The following is a 14,876-nucleotide window of genomic DNA, read 5'->3' on the forward strand; positions in this document are numbered from 1 at the left end:
TTCCGATGTGTGCGGGAACTTGTCAAACGAAACTAAGGCGGTTCACGCACCCCTTTTCATGAAGATATTGTCATACAGGAAAACTGTGCCGGATCGGATCAGGCCATCAGTCCGGCTGCCGTAAAACCACCATCTACGGCCAGGATCTGGCCGGTCACATAGGAGGACTGTTCGCCGTCAACGAGGAAGGCAATAGCCGATGCAATCTCCTCCGGTTGACCATAACGACGCAATGGAACCGTGCGCTGCCATTCCTCCCGTGTCACCGCAGTATGGTTTTTCTTGACCATCGGGGTTTCTATCGGCCCGGGTGCGATCGCGTTGACGCGGATCAGGTCGTCAGCGAGTTCAACGGCCATGATCTTCGTCAGCGTGATCAACGCGCCCTTGGAAGCGCCATAAGCCGAGCGACCGAGATTGCCCTTTATCCCGGAAACCGAGGCAATATGGACAATCGAACCGCCGCCATTCTCCCTGAGAACCGGGGCCAGCGCCTGCGATAGCGCAAAGGCGCCGATAACGTTGATCTCATAGATCTTCCGCAGCATGTCGGTCGTCGTATCGGCAAAACGCGCATTGGCGGCAATACCTGCGCTATTGACGAGCGCGGCCAGCGGCGCATTGAGCGTTCGGCATCGGTCGGCCAACTGCGCGACCGCCGCTTCGTCCGTCACATCAAGCGGCGCAAGCGTGATCGCGTGACGATTGCTAAGCCGCTCGCCCAGACGCGCGAGGGCCGAGGCATCCCGGTCGGCTGCAACCACATGCCAGCCGCCGTCAATCAGAAGCTCCGTCGTCGAAAGGCCGATACCCGATCCCGCACCCGTAACGACGACGCTTCGCATCCCATTCTCCTAGTTTCCGACAATGACCAGTTCGAAAGTGACGCCGACGGGGTTGTCGCCGCGCGCAAGCCGCCCGTGGTAGATGACGCCGTCCGTATCGACGACCGCCGCATCCAGCGTTGCGCGCGGCCCCTCGGCTGTCTGTTCCAACAGCCCCGTCTCGATAGCGATCTCGGTCGCCAGGCAGGCAACTCGTCGCCCATCCTCGAACACCGGCTCATTGATGCTGCCGATGCCGAAGATCCTCCCGCTTTCAATCCCGTGCTGATGACACACGTCCTCGATTACCGTTGCGATATCTTCGTTCGGCCGCACCAGCAGCAGCATGCCATTGCCTGACCCGCTTTCGCCCTTGGCGGAAAACAGGGTGAAATTTGTTTCTGGGTCGGGGATCGAATCGAAGGTAGCGGTTGCGCTGCCGTAGCCCTTGACCGTGACCGGCTCACTCACCACGCTGTCGAACGGCAGGACATGGCCCATTCGAAGCCTGTTCTCGCCTGTGTCCCAGATACCGTGGCAATGAAGGAAGGGCACACCATCGCGTTCGCCGAATATGGCGGTGGCCTTCTCGAATCTGCCGCCCGCCGACGGCGCAAAAGTCGCGCTGTACCAGGCGGCATGGTCCTCGTCCGGGGAAAAGGCCGGAAGCACGTAGCTGAACGGGTCGCAGGCTCCGCCTTCGATATTGACGTAACCGCCTTTGCAGCCCGCATCTGCAAAAACACGCGCTACGCCGGCGAGAAAGACTTCGCCCGGTCGCAGCTCGCCTTCGACAGGCCTCAATTCAGTCCGCACCGCCTGATGCCGGATTCGCGCTACAGGTCCCGGATGTTTGAGCTGACGCAGCACCGGTTTTTCATGAGCCGGCTTGTGATCAAGCTCGCCTCTCGCCTGAAGCTCTTCGCGGATCATCTTCTTGGTGATCTTGCCATAGGCGGATTTCGGCAGCGCATCCCAGAAGATGAAGCGTTTCGGGATCTTGTAGCGAGACATCTTGCCATCGATGAATGCAAGCATCTCTGCTTCTGTAACGGTCGTGCCGGGCTTTACGACGCAGACCGCATAACCCACCTCCCCCCAAAGCGGGTCCGGCACGCCCAGCACCGCCACTTCGCTGATCGCAGGATGGGTGAGCAGCTTCTCCTCGATCTCGCGGGGATAGACGTTCGAGCCGCCGGATATGTACATGTCGGATGCACGCCCGGTGATATAGAGAAAGCCTTGGTCGTCCATGTGGCCAAGGTCGCCCGTTCGAAACCAACCGTTGCGGAACGCTTTTTCGTTCGCTTCTGGATTATCGTAGTATCCGGCAAAGACCGCCGGTCCGACGACGCAGATTTCCCCAGTCTCGAAGGGCGGGACCTCTTCACCTGTATCATTCTGGATCGACACCTGCATGCCGGTACGTTCCATACCGCAGGTCCCGATCTTCACGCCTTCCCCGTCTTCCGCCGAATGAAGAGCCGGCGGCAGAACGGTGATCGCGCCCGTTACCTCACCGAGACCGAAATACTGCACGATGACGGATCCCAGGCTCTTCAGCGCCCGTTTCTGATCCTCGCGGTACATCGGCGCACCCGCATAAATCACATACCGCAGCGAGGAGTGATCGTATTTCTCCGCCGCCGGGTGCTCGACCAGGAGCTTGAGGATCGTCGGCACGGTGAACATAGTCGAGACGCGCCATTTCTCGATCAGCGCCCATGCCCCATCGATGTCGAACTTTTCGGTCGGCAACAGGATCGTCTTCGCCCCATGCGCAACCTGGGTCAACTGGTGCACGCCGGCCCCATGCGACAGCGGCGCGACGACCAAAGCCGCATCGGCGGAAGTAACGCCCGGCATCAGGTCGCAGAGATGGTTATTAACCACGAAATTCATCTGGCCATGGGTCAACACCGCCGCCTTGGGCCGCCCCGTCGTACCCGAGGTGAAGAAGAACCAGCAAGGATCATCTCTATCGACCCACTCCTCGCGAGCCGCCCGTCCACGAAATTCTTCGGCAATTTCGTCGTATGAGGGACCGAATTCCGTTTCGCCAATGGCGATCACGAAACCGATCTCGGCGCTCGCCTCGCGCGACACGCGTGCGTGATCGGGAAAGGAGGCGTTGCAGATCATGCCCTTGGCGCCGCTGGCCTTAGCGAGATAGGCCACTTCTTCCGGGGTCTGCCGAAAATTGGTCGGCACCCAGACAGCGCCAATCCGGAAACAGGCGAACATGGATTCGAACATCTGGTTGCAGTTCTGCGACTGAACCAGGATGCGGTCACCCTTGGAGACCCCAAAGCGCTGTTGCAAGGCAGCGGCCATGGCGTCGATACGCGTCTCGAATTCCTCCCATGTCCAGGTCTTCTCCGCCCAGACGAGTGCCACCCCCCGGGGATCGCGGCGCCTGGCCTGCGTCACGAAATGCGCGAGATTCATGACTCGTGTCGAGCAGGGCACAAGCCCTCCCTTCGGCTCGGCAGGATTACTGGCAGACACCGAAGTGACGGCATTCATTTCGTCCGCTCCAGAATGGAGACGTAGTTGGCGACAGCCGCACCGCCCATATTGAAAACCCCGGCAAGGGTGGCGTTCGGAATCTGCATCTCGCCTGCGTCGTCACAGAGTTGCATTGCCGCCATCACATGCATGGAGACGCCAGTGGCGCCGATCGGATGCCCCTTGGATTTGAGCCCGCCCGATGGATTTACCGGCAAACGGCCATCCTTGCGGGTAATGCCTTCACGAATAACGCGATAACCCTCTCCGGGTGCCGCAAGTCCCATGGCTTCATATTCGATGAGTTCTGCGATCGTGAAGCAGTCGTGCGTTTCGACGAAATCTAGATCATCGAGCGACACACCCGCCTCACCAAGCGATTTCTGCCAGGCCCTGCGCGCTCCCTCGAAGGCGATCGGATCGCGCCGCGACATGGCGAGGATGTCGTTGGCATGGTTGCGCGCCTTGAAGGCGACAGCCCGTTTCATGCCGGCGGCAACTTCGGGTGTCGCGATGACCAATGCGGCTGCTCCATCCGATACCAGCGAACAATCGGTACGGCGCAGCGGCGCTGCTACGTAAGGATTCTTGTCCGACACGGTGTTGCAGAAATCGAAGCCGAAGTCCTTCTGCATATGGGCATAAGGGTTCTTCACGCCGTTTGCATGGTTCTTCGCGGCGATCATCGCCAGCTCTTCTGAACGGTCACCGTAGCGCTGAAAATAGTGGCTGGCGATGCGTCCGAAGAGGCCGGCAAACCCCCCTTCGACATCCGCCTCCTCTTCGCGATAGGAAGCGGAAAGCAATATATCGCCCGTTTCCTTTGTCGGGAGCGCCGTCATTTTCTCCGCGCCCACGACGAGGGCGATCTTGCCTCGGCCGGAGGCGATAAAATCGAGCGCTGAATAAAGGGCCGCCGAACCCGTTGCACAGGCGTTCTCCATCCGCACCGCAGGCACGTGGTCCAATCCGTCGGCAGCCATCGCGACGAGAGCGCCTTGAAAATCCTGCTTGGAAAAGCCGTTGTTGAACACCCCGACGAAGATCCCGTCGACGTCCCTTGCCGTGATCCCCGCGTGTTCGAGCGCCGGATTGATCACCTCGGCCATCAGCTCCCTGGTCGATCCGGCTTCGGACTTGCCGAATTTCGAATGAGCCCAACCGACGATCTGTGCTCCTGCCATGACCTTCTCCCTTGTTTCAGACCCGTTCTGGCGCCCGTGTGCGCGCCGCCAGCTGCGGCTTTGGAATGGGCGCTTTTTCGCCGCCGAAAAGCGCCTTCAGCTTGCCTTGGACTCGCTCCACCTCCTTGCGCAGCAGTGCCATCAGTTCTTTCTGCCGCATTTCATTCATGCGGCTGTCGATGGCCGCAATGGACAGCGCACCGGCAAGACGGCCATCCGGCAGCAGGATTGCCATTCCTATTCCCCAGGAGTTGGCGATCACTCTTCCTGGGTTCAAGGCATAGCCCCGTTCGCGCGTCCAGGCGATATCTTTGGCGATGATTTCCGGCGAATAGCCGGGATACTGAGCCGCGACGACCCCTTCTATTCGGCCGATTATCGCCGCCACTTCTGCATCCGGCAGAGCAGCGAGCATAGCAAGCGACCCCGCACCGACGCCCAGCGGATTCTGATCGCCTGCAAGAAGGGCGTGCGTTCGGACTGGAAACGTCCCTTCCTCGCGATGCAGGCAGACGGCATAATCGTCACGCCGCATGGAAACGAAACTGGTGTCGCCTGACGCGGCGGAAAGCCGCTTCAGGCTTTCGCCAGCCATTTCCAGCAGGCCATGCCGGCGCGAAGCCAGCATGCCGAGCACGTAGAGCTCCCCTCCGAGATAATACCGGCGGGTTAGCTCATCCTGTTCCACCAGGCGGGACCGCATCAACGCCATGAGCAATCGCCGGGCGGTGGGTTTGTTCAATCCGCTTTCGGCAACCACATCGCCAAGGGCAATGCCCTTTTCCGCACGGCGGCCGACGATGGAAAGTAGTTGCAAAGCCCGTTCCACCGCTTGCGCGCCGGTTCCCGAAGCCACGCTCTCGCGCAGAACCGCCGGAATTTCCACGTTCCGCTCCATCATGAGCCTCTATTGGCGCCTGGTTTTCCTGCTAGCCCAGCGTCTTGCCGACAGCCTTCTCCAGGATCGCCCAGGCCTCGTCGCCGTACTTGGCCTTCCAGTCCTTGTAGAAATTGGCGCTGCGCAGCTTTTCCTGGAAGAGAGCACCATCCGGCTTGTTGAACTTCATGCCTTTGCTCTCCAGTTCCGCCTGAACAGTAGCGTTCAAGGCCATGACGTCCTTGCGCTGCAGTTCGGCAGCCGCGTTGAAGTGCTTGGAGACGATCTGCTGCAGATCTTCCGGCAACGCTTGCCACGAACGGCGGTTGAGCAGGATCCAGAAACCATCCCACATGTGGTTGGTCAGCGAGACATATTTCTGCACTTCGTAAAGCTTCGCAGTCGCAAGGATGGCAAGCGGATTTTCCTGGCCATCGACGATGCCGGTCTGCAGGGCCGTATAGGTCTCTGCGAAGTTAATCGATGCCGGTGCCGAACCAAAGGCGGTGAACATCGAGGTCCAGAGCGGGCTGACCGGCACGCGAATCTTGAACCCTTCGAGGTTCTTCGGGGACTCGATCGGTCCCTTGGATGAAGTGATCTGGCGGAAACCGTTGTCCCAGATCTTCTCCAGCGTCAGCAGGCCCTTCTTCTCGATCTCGCCGCGGACGTATTTGCCGAGCTCGCCGTCCATCGCCGGCCAAACCTGATCGTAGCTGGGGAACGCGAATCCTACACCGTTCAGCGACGCATTCGGGACGAGCGTCGAAAGAATGATCGGCGACAGGCTGAACATTTCGACGCCGCCGGAACGCACCTGGCTCAGCATGTCGGTATCGGCACCGAGCTGGCTGGACGGGAAGATGTTGATCGCCATGCGGCCGCCGCTCTCCTCCTGAATCTTCGCCACCGCTTCCTTGGCGCGAATGTTCATCGGGTGGGTCAAAGCCTGGTTGTTCGCGAACTTGTAGGTGAACTCGGCGGCATTCGCGGGCCGCGTGCGGATCGAAAATGTGGTGGCGAGACCAGTCGTGGCCGCGCCCAAAAGAATAGTTCTGCGATTGACGTTCATGAAATCCTCCTCCGACTTCAGTTCCCGGTTATGCGTTTCCTGCCCTCTCACAAAAAGGCGGTGGAAAAATAGGGCACAGCTGCGATCACCAGAAGGCCGATCATCAGCGCGCCGATATAGGGCCAGATGGCCTTCATGGCTTCGTCCGGCGAAACATTGCCGATTTTACACGCGATGTAGAAACCGATGCCGATCGGAGGGGTCATGAGACCGATATTCATCGCCGTCACCACCACCATGGAATAGTGAATGTCGTTGATGCCGAGCGAGCGAGCGACGGGGAACATGATCGGTGCCATCAGCACGATCGCCGGCAGCCCTTCGAGCACGCAGCCGAGCACCAGAAAGATGAGGATGGTGACGCCCATGAAGGTCATCCAGCCGCCCGGCAGTCCCTGCACCGCATCAACGAGCTGGGCGGCAAAACCGGTCTGCGTCAGCGCCCACGCCATGGCCGAAGCAGCGCCCAGGATCATCAAAATTGCACCGGAAAGTGCCGCGGTCTCAACCAGCATCGAATATAGCCGGCCATAGCTGATGCCGCCATAAAGCAGGACGCCAATAATCATGGCGTAAAGCACGGCGATGGTCGAAACTTCGGTAGCGGTTGCAATGCCCTCACCGACCGCCGTGCGGATCAGGAAAGGCAGCACGAGGGCGGGCGCCGCGACCAGAAGAGCTTTCTTGACGACCGGCAACGGCGCCCGGCGCACGCCGGCCATGGATTCATGCCGCGATTTCCACCGGGCAAGGACAGCCAACACCAGAAGCAGCACCATGGCGATTGCAAAGCCGGACGTAAACAGGCCCGCGATGGAAACTCCGGCTGCTGACCCCAACACGATCAACACGATCGAAGGAGGCACGGTCTCGGCCATGGCCGCCCCGGTCGCGAGCAGCGCAATCATCTCCGGCGGCTTGTGACCGCGCCGTTTCATTTCGGGAAACAGCGCCGGCGCAACCGTCGCCATGTCCGATACTTTAGAACCGGAAATACCGGAAACGAGAAAAAGCGACCCGAGCAGCACATAAGACATGCCGGCGCGCACATGCCCAAGCAGCGAGGCCAGGAATTCGACGATCGCCTTGCCCATGCCTGTCGCGTCGAGGATGCAGCCGAGAAGGACGAAGATCGGCACCGAGAGTAGGATTATGCTGGACATGCCTTCATCGATGCGACCGATCATCACGAAAACCGGTACCGAAGTGGTGAAGGTGAGAAAGGCGAGTGTTCCGAGGCCGAAGCAGAAGGCTATCGGCACGCCGAGCACCAGAAACAATCCCACGAAGCCGACCAGGAAGATTGGAATATTCCAGTTGCCGATCTGCTTGAGACCCGGCCCGACGAGCCACAGGAGACCTGTGACTGCCGCGATCAGAACGATACTACCGGCAACGCGCCTGACGCCTGACCCTCTAAGCCCTTTGGCCAGCGCCAAGATCAGCATCAGGGCGACACCAACAGGCAAGGCAGCGGCTCGAAAACTCATCGGGATATTGAGCGCAGCGGACGTAATGAAGGACTCTTCAATCGCATATTCGTAGGCAGGCAGCAGCATGGCCGCGAGGAATACCGCCATCAATAACATCGTCAGGGTATGGGCCAGGTCCTGCAGTTTACCGGGCAGCATGCCCACGAACAGGGTAAGCCTCAGATGCTCGTTGCGGTCGACCGCCATTGCGGCTCCGAGCATTGCGAGCCAGAGGAAGGAAATCGAGGCAACCTCGTCAATCCAGACGATCGGCAGCGAAAAGACATAGCGCGAAACGACCCCGGTCAGAAGCAAGCCGATCACCGCCACAAGCAGCATGGCTGCGATCCACTCCACGGGACGCATCCAGATCGACCCGCGCTGCTGTGGAGCTACACCTTCAAGGCCGGCAAGCAACGAAGCCTCGTCCATGGACTCGATCACGTTGTTCGCTGCCGTCACAACTCCCCCTCCTCCGAACAGGCGCACGCGAAGGCCGAAAGCAGACGGGGAAAGCGGCTCACCGCGAATTTGAAACCGCAACGCCTCCTCACCGGCGTCGCCGTTCCTCCCTGTCTCAGGCTCCTCCAGCCTCAATAATAGTCCACTTTCTGGAACTGGTTCTCTCCGAACTCCCCAAACTCTGCGCGAGCTTCGTCAACTAGGCAAGCGTAAAATCAGAACAGAAGGAAAAATCTTCTTTTCTGGTTCATATCATGGAACAAGAATCGGCTCAGGTGATGCTCCCGGAAACCGTGACATGCAGACCTCCGTCTACCGGCAATTCCACGCCGGTGATGTATTTCGCCTCATCGGAGGCAAGGAAAACGGAGGCCCAGGCAATGTCCCAGCCGTCTCCCTGCTTTTTCATAGGTGCCAGAGCATCGCGTTTGGCTTTCATTTCTTCCGCCGAACCATAGTAGCCACTTATCTGCTTCTGGATGTGGGGCGTATCCATGACCCCGGGAAGGATTGTGTTCGCGCGGATGCCTTTTGCGGCATACTCGATCGCGATGGCCCGTGTGAAGTGATTGAGGCCCGCCTTCGATGCATAATATGAAACATAGCGATAGCCGGTCCACCTGATGGATGCGAGCGACGAGATATTGATAATGGCACCACCTCCCTGCCGCTCCATAATCGGCAAGACCGCCTTGCAGGTCAGAAAAGCGCTGGTCAGATTGACGTCGATCACGCGCCGCCAGCTTTCCTCGGTCGCCTCCGCGGCACCGCCCGGAAGATTGATGCCGACATTGTTGTGCAGCACATCAATGCGACCGAACCGCTCCATGGTCTTTTCGATTACGGCAGCGATGTCATCGGATTTGGTCACATCAGCGGCAAGCGCCAGACCGACGCCACCCTCGGACTCGATCACCTCAAGAGTATTCTCGGCAGCGTCCCTGTTGACGTCGACACAGACGACGCTTCCGCCTTCGCGAGCGTAGGCAACAGCCGCCGCCTTGCCGTTTCCGAAGCCAGGTCCTACCGACCCCGCGCCGAACACAACGACGATCTTGTTCTTCATGCGATCCATGCGTTAATCCTCCCGCTCGCCCTCCAGACAGCGAGGCGCAACTTAAGCACGTCGGAGCTGCCGGTCCATGTTCAATCCCGAACAGGATATGTGCAGAAACGTGCCCGCTTGGCTGAGCCAGTTGCCGAAGCATTTGCCGCAATCGCTATTCTTGCGCAGGGCTCGAAGTCGCGAAAGCACCTTCGGCCAGATGTCTGGCATGGTCGCGGATATCCTTCGGCCATGGCGCGACCAGATCGGCAAACCGGTCAGCCTGCCCTGCATAGAGCGCTCGAGCCGCCTCTTCGTAGCCCGGCTGATCGCCAGCGAGCGCCTGCATGAAGCGATCGGCAGCCTCCTGAGCCTGTCGCTTGCGATTGTCGGGCTCACCGGCAGCCCGCGCAGATTCGACCAGTTTCCGCAATGCGACGGATGCACCTCCCGGTTGCCGGTTAAGCCATTCCCAATGCCGCGGCAACAGCGTCACTTCGCGAGCGACGACACCAAGCTTCGGACGCCCCGGCCGCCGTTCCGTCGGCTCAACGGAACTTTCGTCACCCATCGGTAGGCGCGCAAGGCACTCCTCGACATCCCCACGCAGGTCGAGATCGACGAGCCGTCCAGTAGCGTCGTCAAAGATCAGAACTCCGCTTGTTTCCTCGGCTTTCAATGCCGTGACGACTTCGACCGGCGAGCCGCCGGCGATGCGTTTATCGCCCTGAAAGGCGGTCCAACTGAGCTTCACCCGCTTCTCCTCATTTCGGAAATGATTTATCCGGGTAAAATCGCAGGGTCAATCGGCTTGGATTGCCCGCTGCCTCCGACGTGAGACGCCATCCTCGATCCGCCGGGCGAATTGGATGATGACCCGCCGAGCGGCCGGTTCCACCCCCCTGGCGATCAACCATGACAGGAGGAAGAGGACCGCAACCAACGCGACGCCGACTATCCAACGATCATCTTCCGTGCCGAAATGGGCGAAGACAGAGTAGCCGATGTTTTGATGGAGCAGATAAAGGGGGTAGGTCAGTCCGCCCAAGCCCATAGCCAGGCCAGGAGCAATCCGCAGTGACGGCGAGAGCGCGGCAATGGTCATGACCGCAAGCGCTGCCGGACCTATAATGGCTAGGCCGACAACCTGCCGGCTCAGGCCATAGGTCTCGACGAAATCCGATTCGGTGAGGAAAGGCGTGAACATGGCCCAGATAACGGCCACGCCAAGGACGCAAAGATTTCCAGCCGAACGATGCCGCTGGGTCTTGTAGAGCACCAACCCGAACGCAAAGTAACCAGAATACTCTGTAATCAGCAGTTTTTGCAGGACTCCGCTTCCGATTGCAATTTCATTGCAAGCGGAAATGCTAAGCCACAGCAGGATGAGCATGCGCCAGCCGCGGTCGAAAAGGCCTGTTGCAATCAGCAGAAATATCCAGCCGTAGAAGATGATCTCGTACGCAATCGTCCAATAGGCACCATCGAGGAAAGGCTGGCCGAGCGCTCTGGACAGGATGACGGCATGCGCCATCCACTGCTCAAGCGTCGGGGGCTGGAGGGACGGTACCGGCATGGCTGTCAGAACGATGGCGGTAATCGTCGCGCAGACGATAAAAGTCGGCCAGAGCCTGGCCACCCGCCCGACCGCAAATTCGTAAGCCGAACGTCCTTCTGCCGACATCGTGATGACGTAGCCGGAAATAGCGAAGAAGATCAGGAGGCCTGTGTCGAACCACATGGCCAGCGGCGCAAGCTCTGGAAAACCGATGCCGCCGCCCTCCCCGGAAATCTGCATGCGGAATCCGTAGTGGAACAACAGCACCATCAGTGCCGAAATGAGGCGCAGCAGATCCAGGTTAAGGATACGTGGCGTCTTCCCAATCGTCATCGACACCTCTCACAGGATAATTTGCGGCATCTTATGGAATGAGCCTTTGAAAACCGTGAATCCATCGGAAAGAATATGAATAGATCTGACCGGTGAGATCTTCCCGCACGCAACGTCTTCCCTTTCCGCCGTGAATGGCGTTTCCTCTTGTCTTGCGAGCGGATTCGGTCAGGACATCGAGGAGGATTCCCATGACGATCTTTGTTTGCTCCGCCTGCGGCACATCCTTCGATGACGGCGAGCATCCACCAAGAACATGCCGGATCTGCGCCGACGAGCGCCAATATGTGCCGACCTCCGGACAGGTTTGGACGACGCCGGAAAAACTTGCTCTCGCACACCGGAATACGTGGTTTCAACTCGAGCCGGGATTGATGGCCATCCAGACTGTTCCGGCCTTCGCCATCAACCAGCGTGCGCTGCTTCTGCATACGCCGGCCGGAAACGTGCTCTGGGATTGCATTGCTCTGCTTGACGAAGCAACTAAAGCAATTATCCACGCGCTTGGCGGCCTGAGCGCAATTGCCATCTCGCACCCTCACTACTACACGACGATGCAGGACTGGGCCGCCGCATTCGACGCGCCTATTTATCTTCACGCCGCGGATAAAGAATGGATCTGCCGTTCCTCTGATTACATCCGCCTATGGGAAGAGGATGCTCTCGTCCTTTCCTCCGCCGTCACGCTTGTTCATGGCGGAGGACATTTCGCCGGCGGTACCGTATTGCATTGGGCCGGCGAAGATGGGCAGGGCGTGCTGCTTGCTGGAGACATCGTCCAGGTAACTCCGGGAGCAGATCACGTGTCATTCATGTGGAGTTACCCCAACATGCTGCCGCTCAGTGCCGCGGAGGTAGCGGATGTCGCCGAACGATTGGCGCCATGGCCTTTCGAACGAATCTACGGCGCCTTCTCTCACCAGAATGTGCGACAAGGCGGGCAGGATATCGTGGCGCGCTCTGCGCGCCGCTATATCGATCGGATCAAGAACCCCAACCAGTGATAGGCAATCTGTCGGCCGAGAACACTCGTGTCTGCGACATCTGCGATTGATGCCTTGCCCGACTGACGCCATCACGGCGTGATCGCGCGCTCCCCGGATATCTGTTCATTCATCCATTCGGCGCCGGCACGAATACCACCAAGCGGGAAGACATGGATGCGGTCGATCAGGCTTTCCGGATGAGCCGCTTTGTATTGGGCGATCTCCGTCAGAAAATCGGTAGGCTCATATGGCACCAGCAGCTTGCTGAGATCCATCGCTCGCCGCTGCAACACGCTCAACGAGGCACCCACACCGCAAGAGACCGCAAACTTGATCAATGTCTGCAGCTTGGTCGGTCCGGCGACGCCGAGATGGATCGGCAACTTGATGCCGGCCGCAGCAATCCGCTCCGCCCAGGCGATCACGGGTTTGGCATCGAAAGCAAACTGGGTGACGATTGCCATCTCCGCATCGGTGCGCTGGGAAAAAGCCTGCTTGAACTGCAGCGCTTCGTCGACGATCTTCGTACCGCCGCCGGTATCTATGTCCTTGTTGCCTTCCGGATGGCCAGCGACATGCAGGCGTTTGAAGCCATAGCGATCGAATAGACCGGATTCGATCAGCTGGATCGAGCTGTCGAAATCGCCTGCCGGCGTCGTCACCCCACCCCCGAGCAACAACGCCTGATCGACACCGGCTTCGTTTCTGTAACGCTTGATCCAATCTTCAAGCGTTGCGACACTTGGAATGATGCGGGATGGGAAGTGCGGCATCACCGCAAAACCGTCCTTGGCCAGACGCTTGGCCGTTAAAACCATATCTTCGATTGGCGTGCCATCGATATGGGCGATATAGACCCGCGTGCCTTTTGGAAGAAGGACCTTGAAGTCTTCTATTTTAGCCGCTGTGCGCGGCATGACTTCGATGGAGTAGTCAGTGATGAGATCCCTGAAGCCAGCCGGCTCGGTGGATTTCTCCTCCTGCTTTCCCTTGAAAAGATTCAAAAGTGCCATAATCGATCCTCCCCCGTCTAATCCGAATGAACCTCCGGCCAAGATGGACGGAGCGGCGTGCGAGACCCATGTTCTCGCACGCCTGAAGATCAGAGGGCTTTCTTTGTGCGCCAGCTTTCGGCGTAATTTTCACGTGCTTCCTGTGCGTAGGGCACTGCAGCGACGCGAACGCGGATCTCGGCCTGGCCGTGGCCTTGCTCAACAGAGGTCTTGGAGGTCCCGCCGTCGGGCTCGCCCCAGACGAGCGTCAGGATATCGTTTTCCTTGATGTCAGCATCAACGACGCCGAGCGACAGCATTGAACGCTCGTTGTAGCTATAGCCGTTGAACATCGACAGGCCGACGACCTTGCCGTCCTTCAGAACCTTGTCGAAGCTCGAGGAGGCGTAGTTGGAGAGTGGGAAGTCGATCCACTTCTTGGCCTGTTCGCCCGGCTGGAAGGCCGAGGCAATTATTTTGACGACGTCGTCGGAATTCCATTCGAAGGTGACCTTGCGGCGCTGCGGGGTTGCCTTCTGCTTTTCGACGGCGGCGCGGCCGACGAAGTCGTGGTCGAACTTGACGTAGACGCCATAACCCAGCTCGTAGGGGTTCAGGTAATAGTCTTCGATATTGTCGGAAACGTAGCTGCCGCCGATCGAGCCGCTGGCTTCATAGCTTTGGGCAGAAAGCCAGTCGCGATATCCTTGCAGTTCATCACCGGTGTAAATCGCCGGAAGCGGCGACGGAATCCAGCCGGATTCCAGGGTGTTTGTGGCGTAGGCGCGGCTGCCGACCGGGCGCAGGTCGACGCCGGCTTCTTCAGCTGCCTTGATGATGGCGGCGCGGACTTCGTCCTTCTCCGCATAGGGACCCCATATTTCGAGACCCGGAGCGCCGGCCATGCCGTGGCGCAGAGCCTGAACCTTGCGGCCGCCGACATTGATCCAGTCGACGTGGAAGAACTTGATCTCCGGGATCGGTCCGCCGTTCATCTTTTCGAAGACCTTCGGCGCGTCCGGTCCCTGGATCTGGAACCTATAGTGGATTCGGGTAACCTCTTTGCCGTCCGGACGGGAGGGAGATCGCGGATCGTGTGTCAGCTTGACGTTATATTTGCCGAGAGAAGCATTGTAGAGCAGCCAATTGGCGGTCGGCGCGCGACCGACGAGAACGAACTTCTCCTCGGTTTCGCGGAAGATGATCATGTCACCTATGACATGACCGGCCGGCGTGACCGGAACGTAGTGCTTGGCGCGGTCGACACCGAAATTGGCGAAGCTGTTGATCGCGAGGCTCTCCAGGAACCTAGCGGCATCGGGACCTTCGACGACAAGTTCGTCCATGTGATGGGACTGGTCGAAAAGAACAGCCGTCTGCCGCCAAGCAGCCTGTTCGGAGCGCCAGTTGGAGAATTCTGGAGCAACCACAGGGTATACATAGATCCCTGTTTTGGAGTTGCGAAGATGCGTGACTGTGTTACCCGCATCCTTCAAAACTTGGGTGAGATTGGCTTTGGTCATAGAATTCCTCCCTATGGCTTGAAGTTTCATGTATACATGA

12 protein-coding genes and 1 pseudogene are annotated in these 14,876 nt (G+C 59.0%); 1 reads left to right on the forward strand and 12 read right to left on the reverse strand.

From position 1 onward, the window contains the following. Window positions 1-98: 98 nt before the first annotated feature. The 10 genes and pseudogenes from C5L12_RS16195 to C5L12_RS16235 all read right to left on the reverse strand — a co-directional run bounded on the left by C5L12_RS16195 (window position 99) and on the right by C5L12_RS16235 (window position 11,335). Window positions 99-845 (reverse strand): SDR family NAD(P)-dependent oxidoreductase, encoded by a 747-nt coding sequence (locus C5L12_RS16195; RefSeq protein ID WP_105373090.1) that lies wholly within the window; start codon window positions 843-845, stop codon window positions 99-101. 9 nt (window positions 846-854) lie between these two features. Then, window positions 855-1,325 (reverse strand): PCC domain-containing protein, encoded by a 471-nt coding sequence (locus tag C5L12_RS29130; protein ID WP_342588636.1) that lies wholly within the window; start codon window positions 1,323-1,325, stop codon window positions 855-857. A gap of 381 nt (window positions 1,326-1,706) precedes the next feature. Next, window positions 1,707-3,350: pseudogene (locus tag C5L12_RS16200) on the reverse strand (acyl-CoA synthetase); the annotation flags it as partial. Continuing rightward, entirely contained in the window at window positions 3,347-4,516 is a 1,170-nt protein-coding gene (locus tag C5L12_RS16205) for an acetyl-CoA acetyltransferase (protein ID WP_105373092.1), read from the reverse strand. The gene C5L12_RS16205 and the pseudogene C5L12_RS16200, both read right to left, overlap by 4 nt. 16 nt (window positions 4,517-4,532) lie before the next feature. Next, on the reverse strand, window positions 4,533-5,402 hold the full coding sequence (locus C5L12_RS16210) for an IclR family transcriptional regulator (protein WP_245422935.1): 870 nt from the start codon (window positions 5,400-5,402) through the stop codon (window positions 4,533-4,535). 43 nt (window positions 5,403-5,445) lie between these two features. After that, complete coding sequence (locus C5L12_RS16215; RefSeq protein ID WP_105373093.1) at window positions 5,446-6,465, reverse strand: TRAP transporter substrate-binding protein; 1,020 nt, start codon at window positions 6,463-6,465, stop codon at window positions 5,446-5,448. 47 nt (window positions 6,466-6,512) lie between these two features. Then, a complete protein-coding gene (locus C5L12_RS16220; protein ID WP_425350802.1) occupies window positions 6,513-8,381 on the reverse strand; it encodes a TRAP transporter large permease subunit in 1,869 nt (622 codons plus the stop codon). Between the two features lie 289 nt (window positions 8,382-8,670). Beyond that, window positions 8,671-9,474 (reverse strand): SDR family NAD(P)-dependent oxidoreductase, encoded by an 804-nt coding sequence (locus tag C5L12_RS16225; RefSeq protein ID WP_105373094.1) that lies wholly within the window; start codon window positions 9,472-9,474, stop codon window positions 8,671-8,673. A gap of 145 nt (window positions 9,475-9,619) precedes the next feature. Continuing rightward, window positions 9,620-10,198, reverse strand: coding sequence for a DUF2239 family protein (locus C5L12_RS16230; RefSeq protein WP_105373095.1), 579 nt, complete (start codon window positions 10,196-10,198; stop codon window positions 9,620-9,622). A 48-nt stretch (window positions 10,199-10,246) separates the two neighbouring features. Beyond that, complete coding sequence (locus tag C5L12_RS16235) at window positions 10,247-11,335, reverse strand: acyltransferase family protein (RefSeq protein WP_105373096.1); 1,089 nt, start codon at window positions 11,333-11,335, stop codon at window positions 10,247-10,249. 191 nt (window positions 11,336-11,526) lie between these two features. On the opposite strand from C5L12_RS16235, the gene C5L12_RS16240 reads away from it, so the two are divergent. Next, the gene (locus tag C5L12_RS16240) at window positions 11,527-12,339 is read left to right on the forward strand and encodes an MBL fold metallo-hydrolase (protein WP_105373097.1); all 813 of its coding nucleotides are present in this window, start codon (window positions 11,527-11,529) and stop codon (window positions 12,337-12,339) included. 71 nt (window positions 12,340-12,410) lie between these two features. On the opposite strand, the gene C5L12_RS16245 is transcribed toward C5L12_RS16240, so the two are convergent. Continuing rightward, window positions 12,411-13,334: a methylenetetrahydrofolate reductase gene (locus tag C5L12_RS16245; protein WP_105373098.1), complete on the reverse strand. Its 924-nt coding sequence runs from the start codon at window positions 13,332-13,334 to the stop codon at window positions 12,411-12,413. A gap of 89 nt (window positions 13,335-13,423) precedes the next feature. Continuing rightward, window positions 13,424-14,836 (reverse strand): vanillate/3-O-methylgallate O-demethylase, encoded by a 1,413-nt coding sequence (gene ligM / locus C5L12_RS16250; protein WP_105373099.1) that lies wholly within the window; start codon window positions 14,834-14,836, stop codon window positions 13,424-13,426. Between the last annotated feature and the right edge of the window lie 40 nt (window positions 14,837-14,876).

It is taken from the genome of Neorhizobium huautlense (genome assembly GCF_002968575.1).
GTDB lineage: Bacteria > Pseudomonadota > Alphaproteobacteria > Rhizobiales > Rhizobiaceae > Neorhizobium > Neorhizobium huautlense.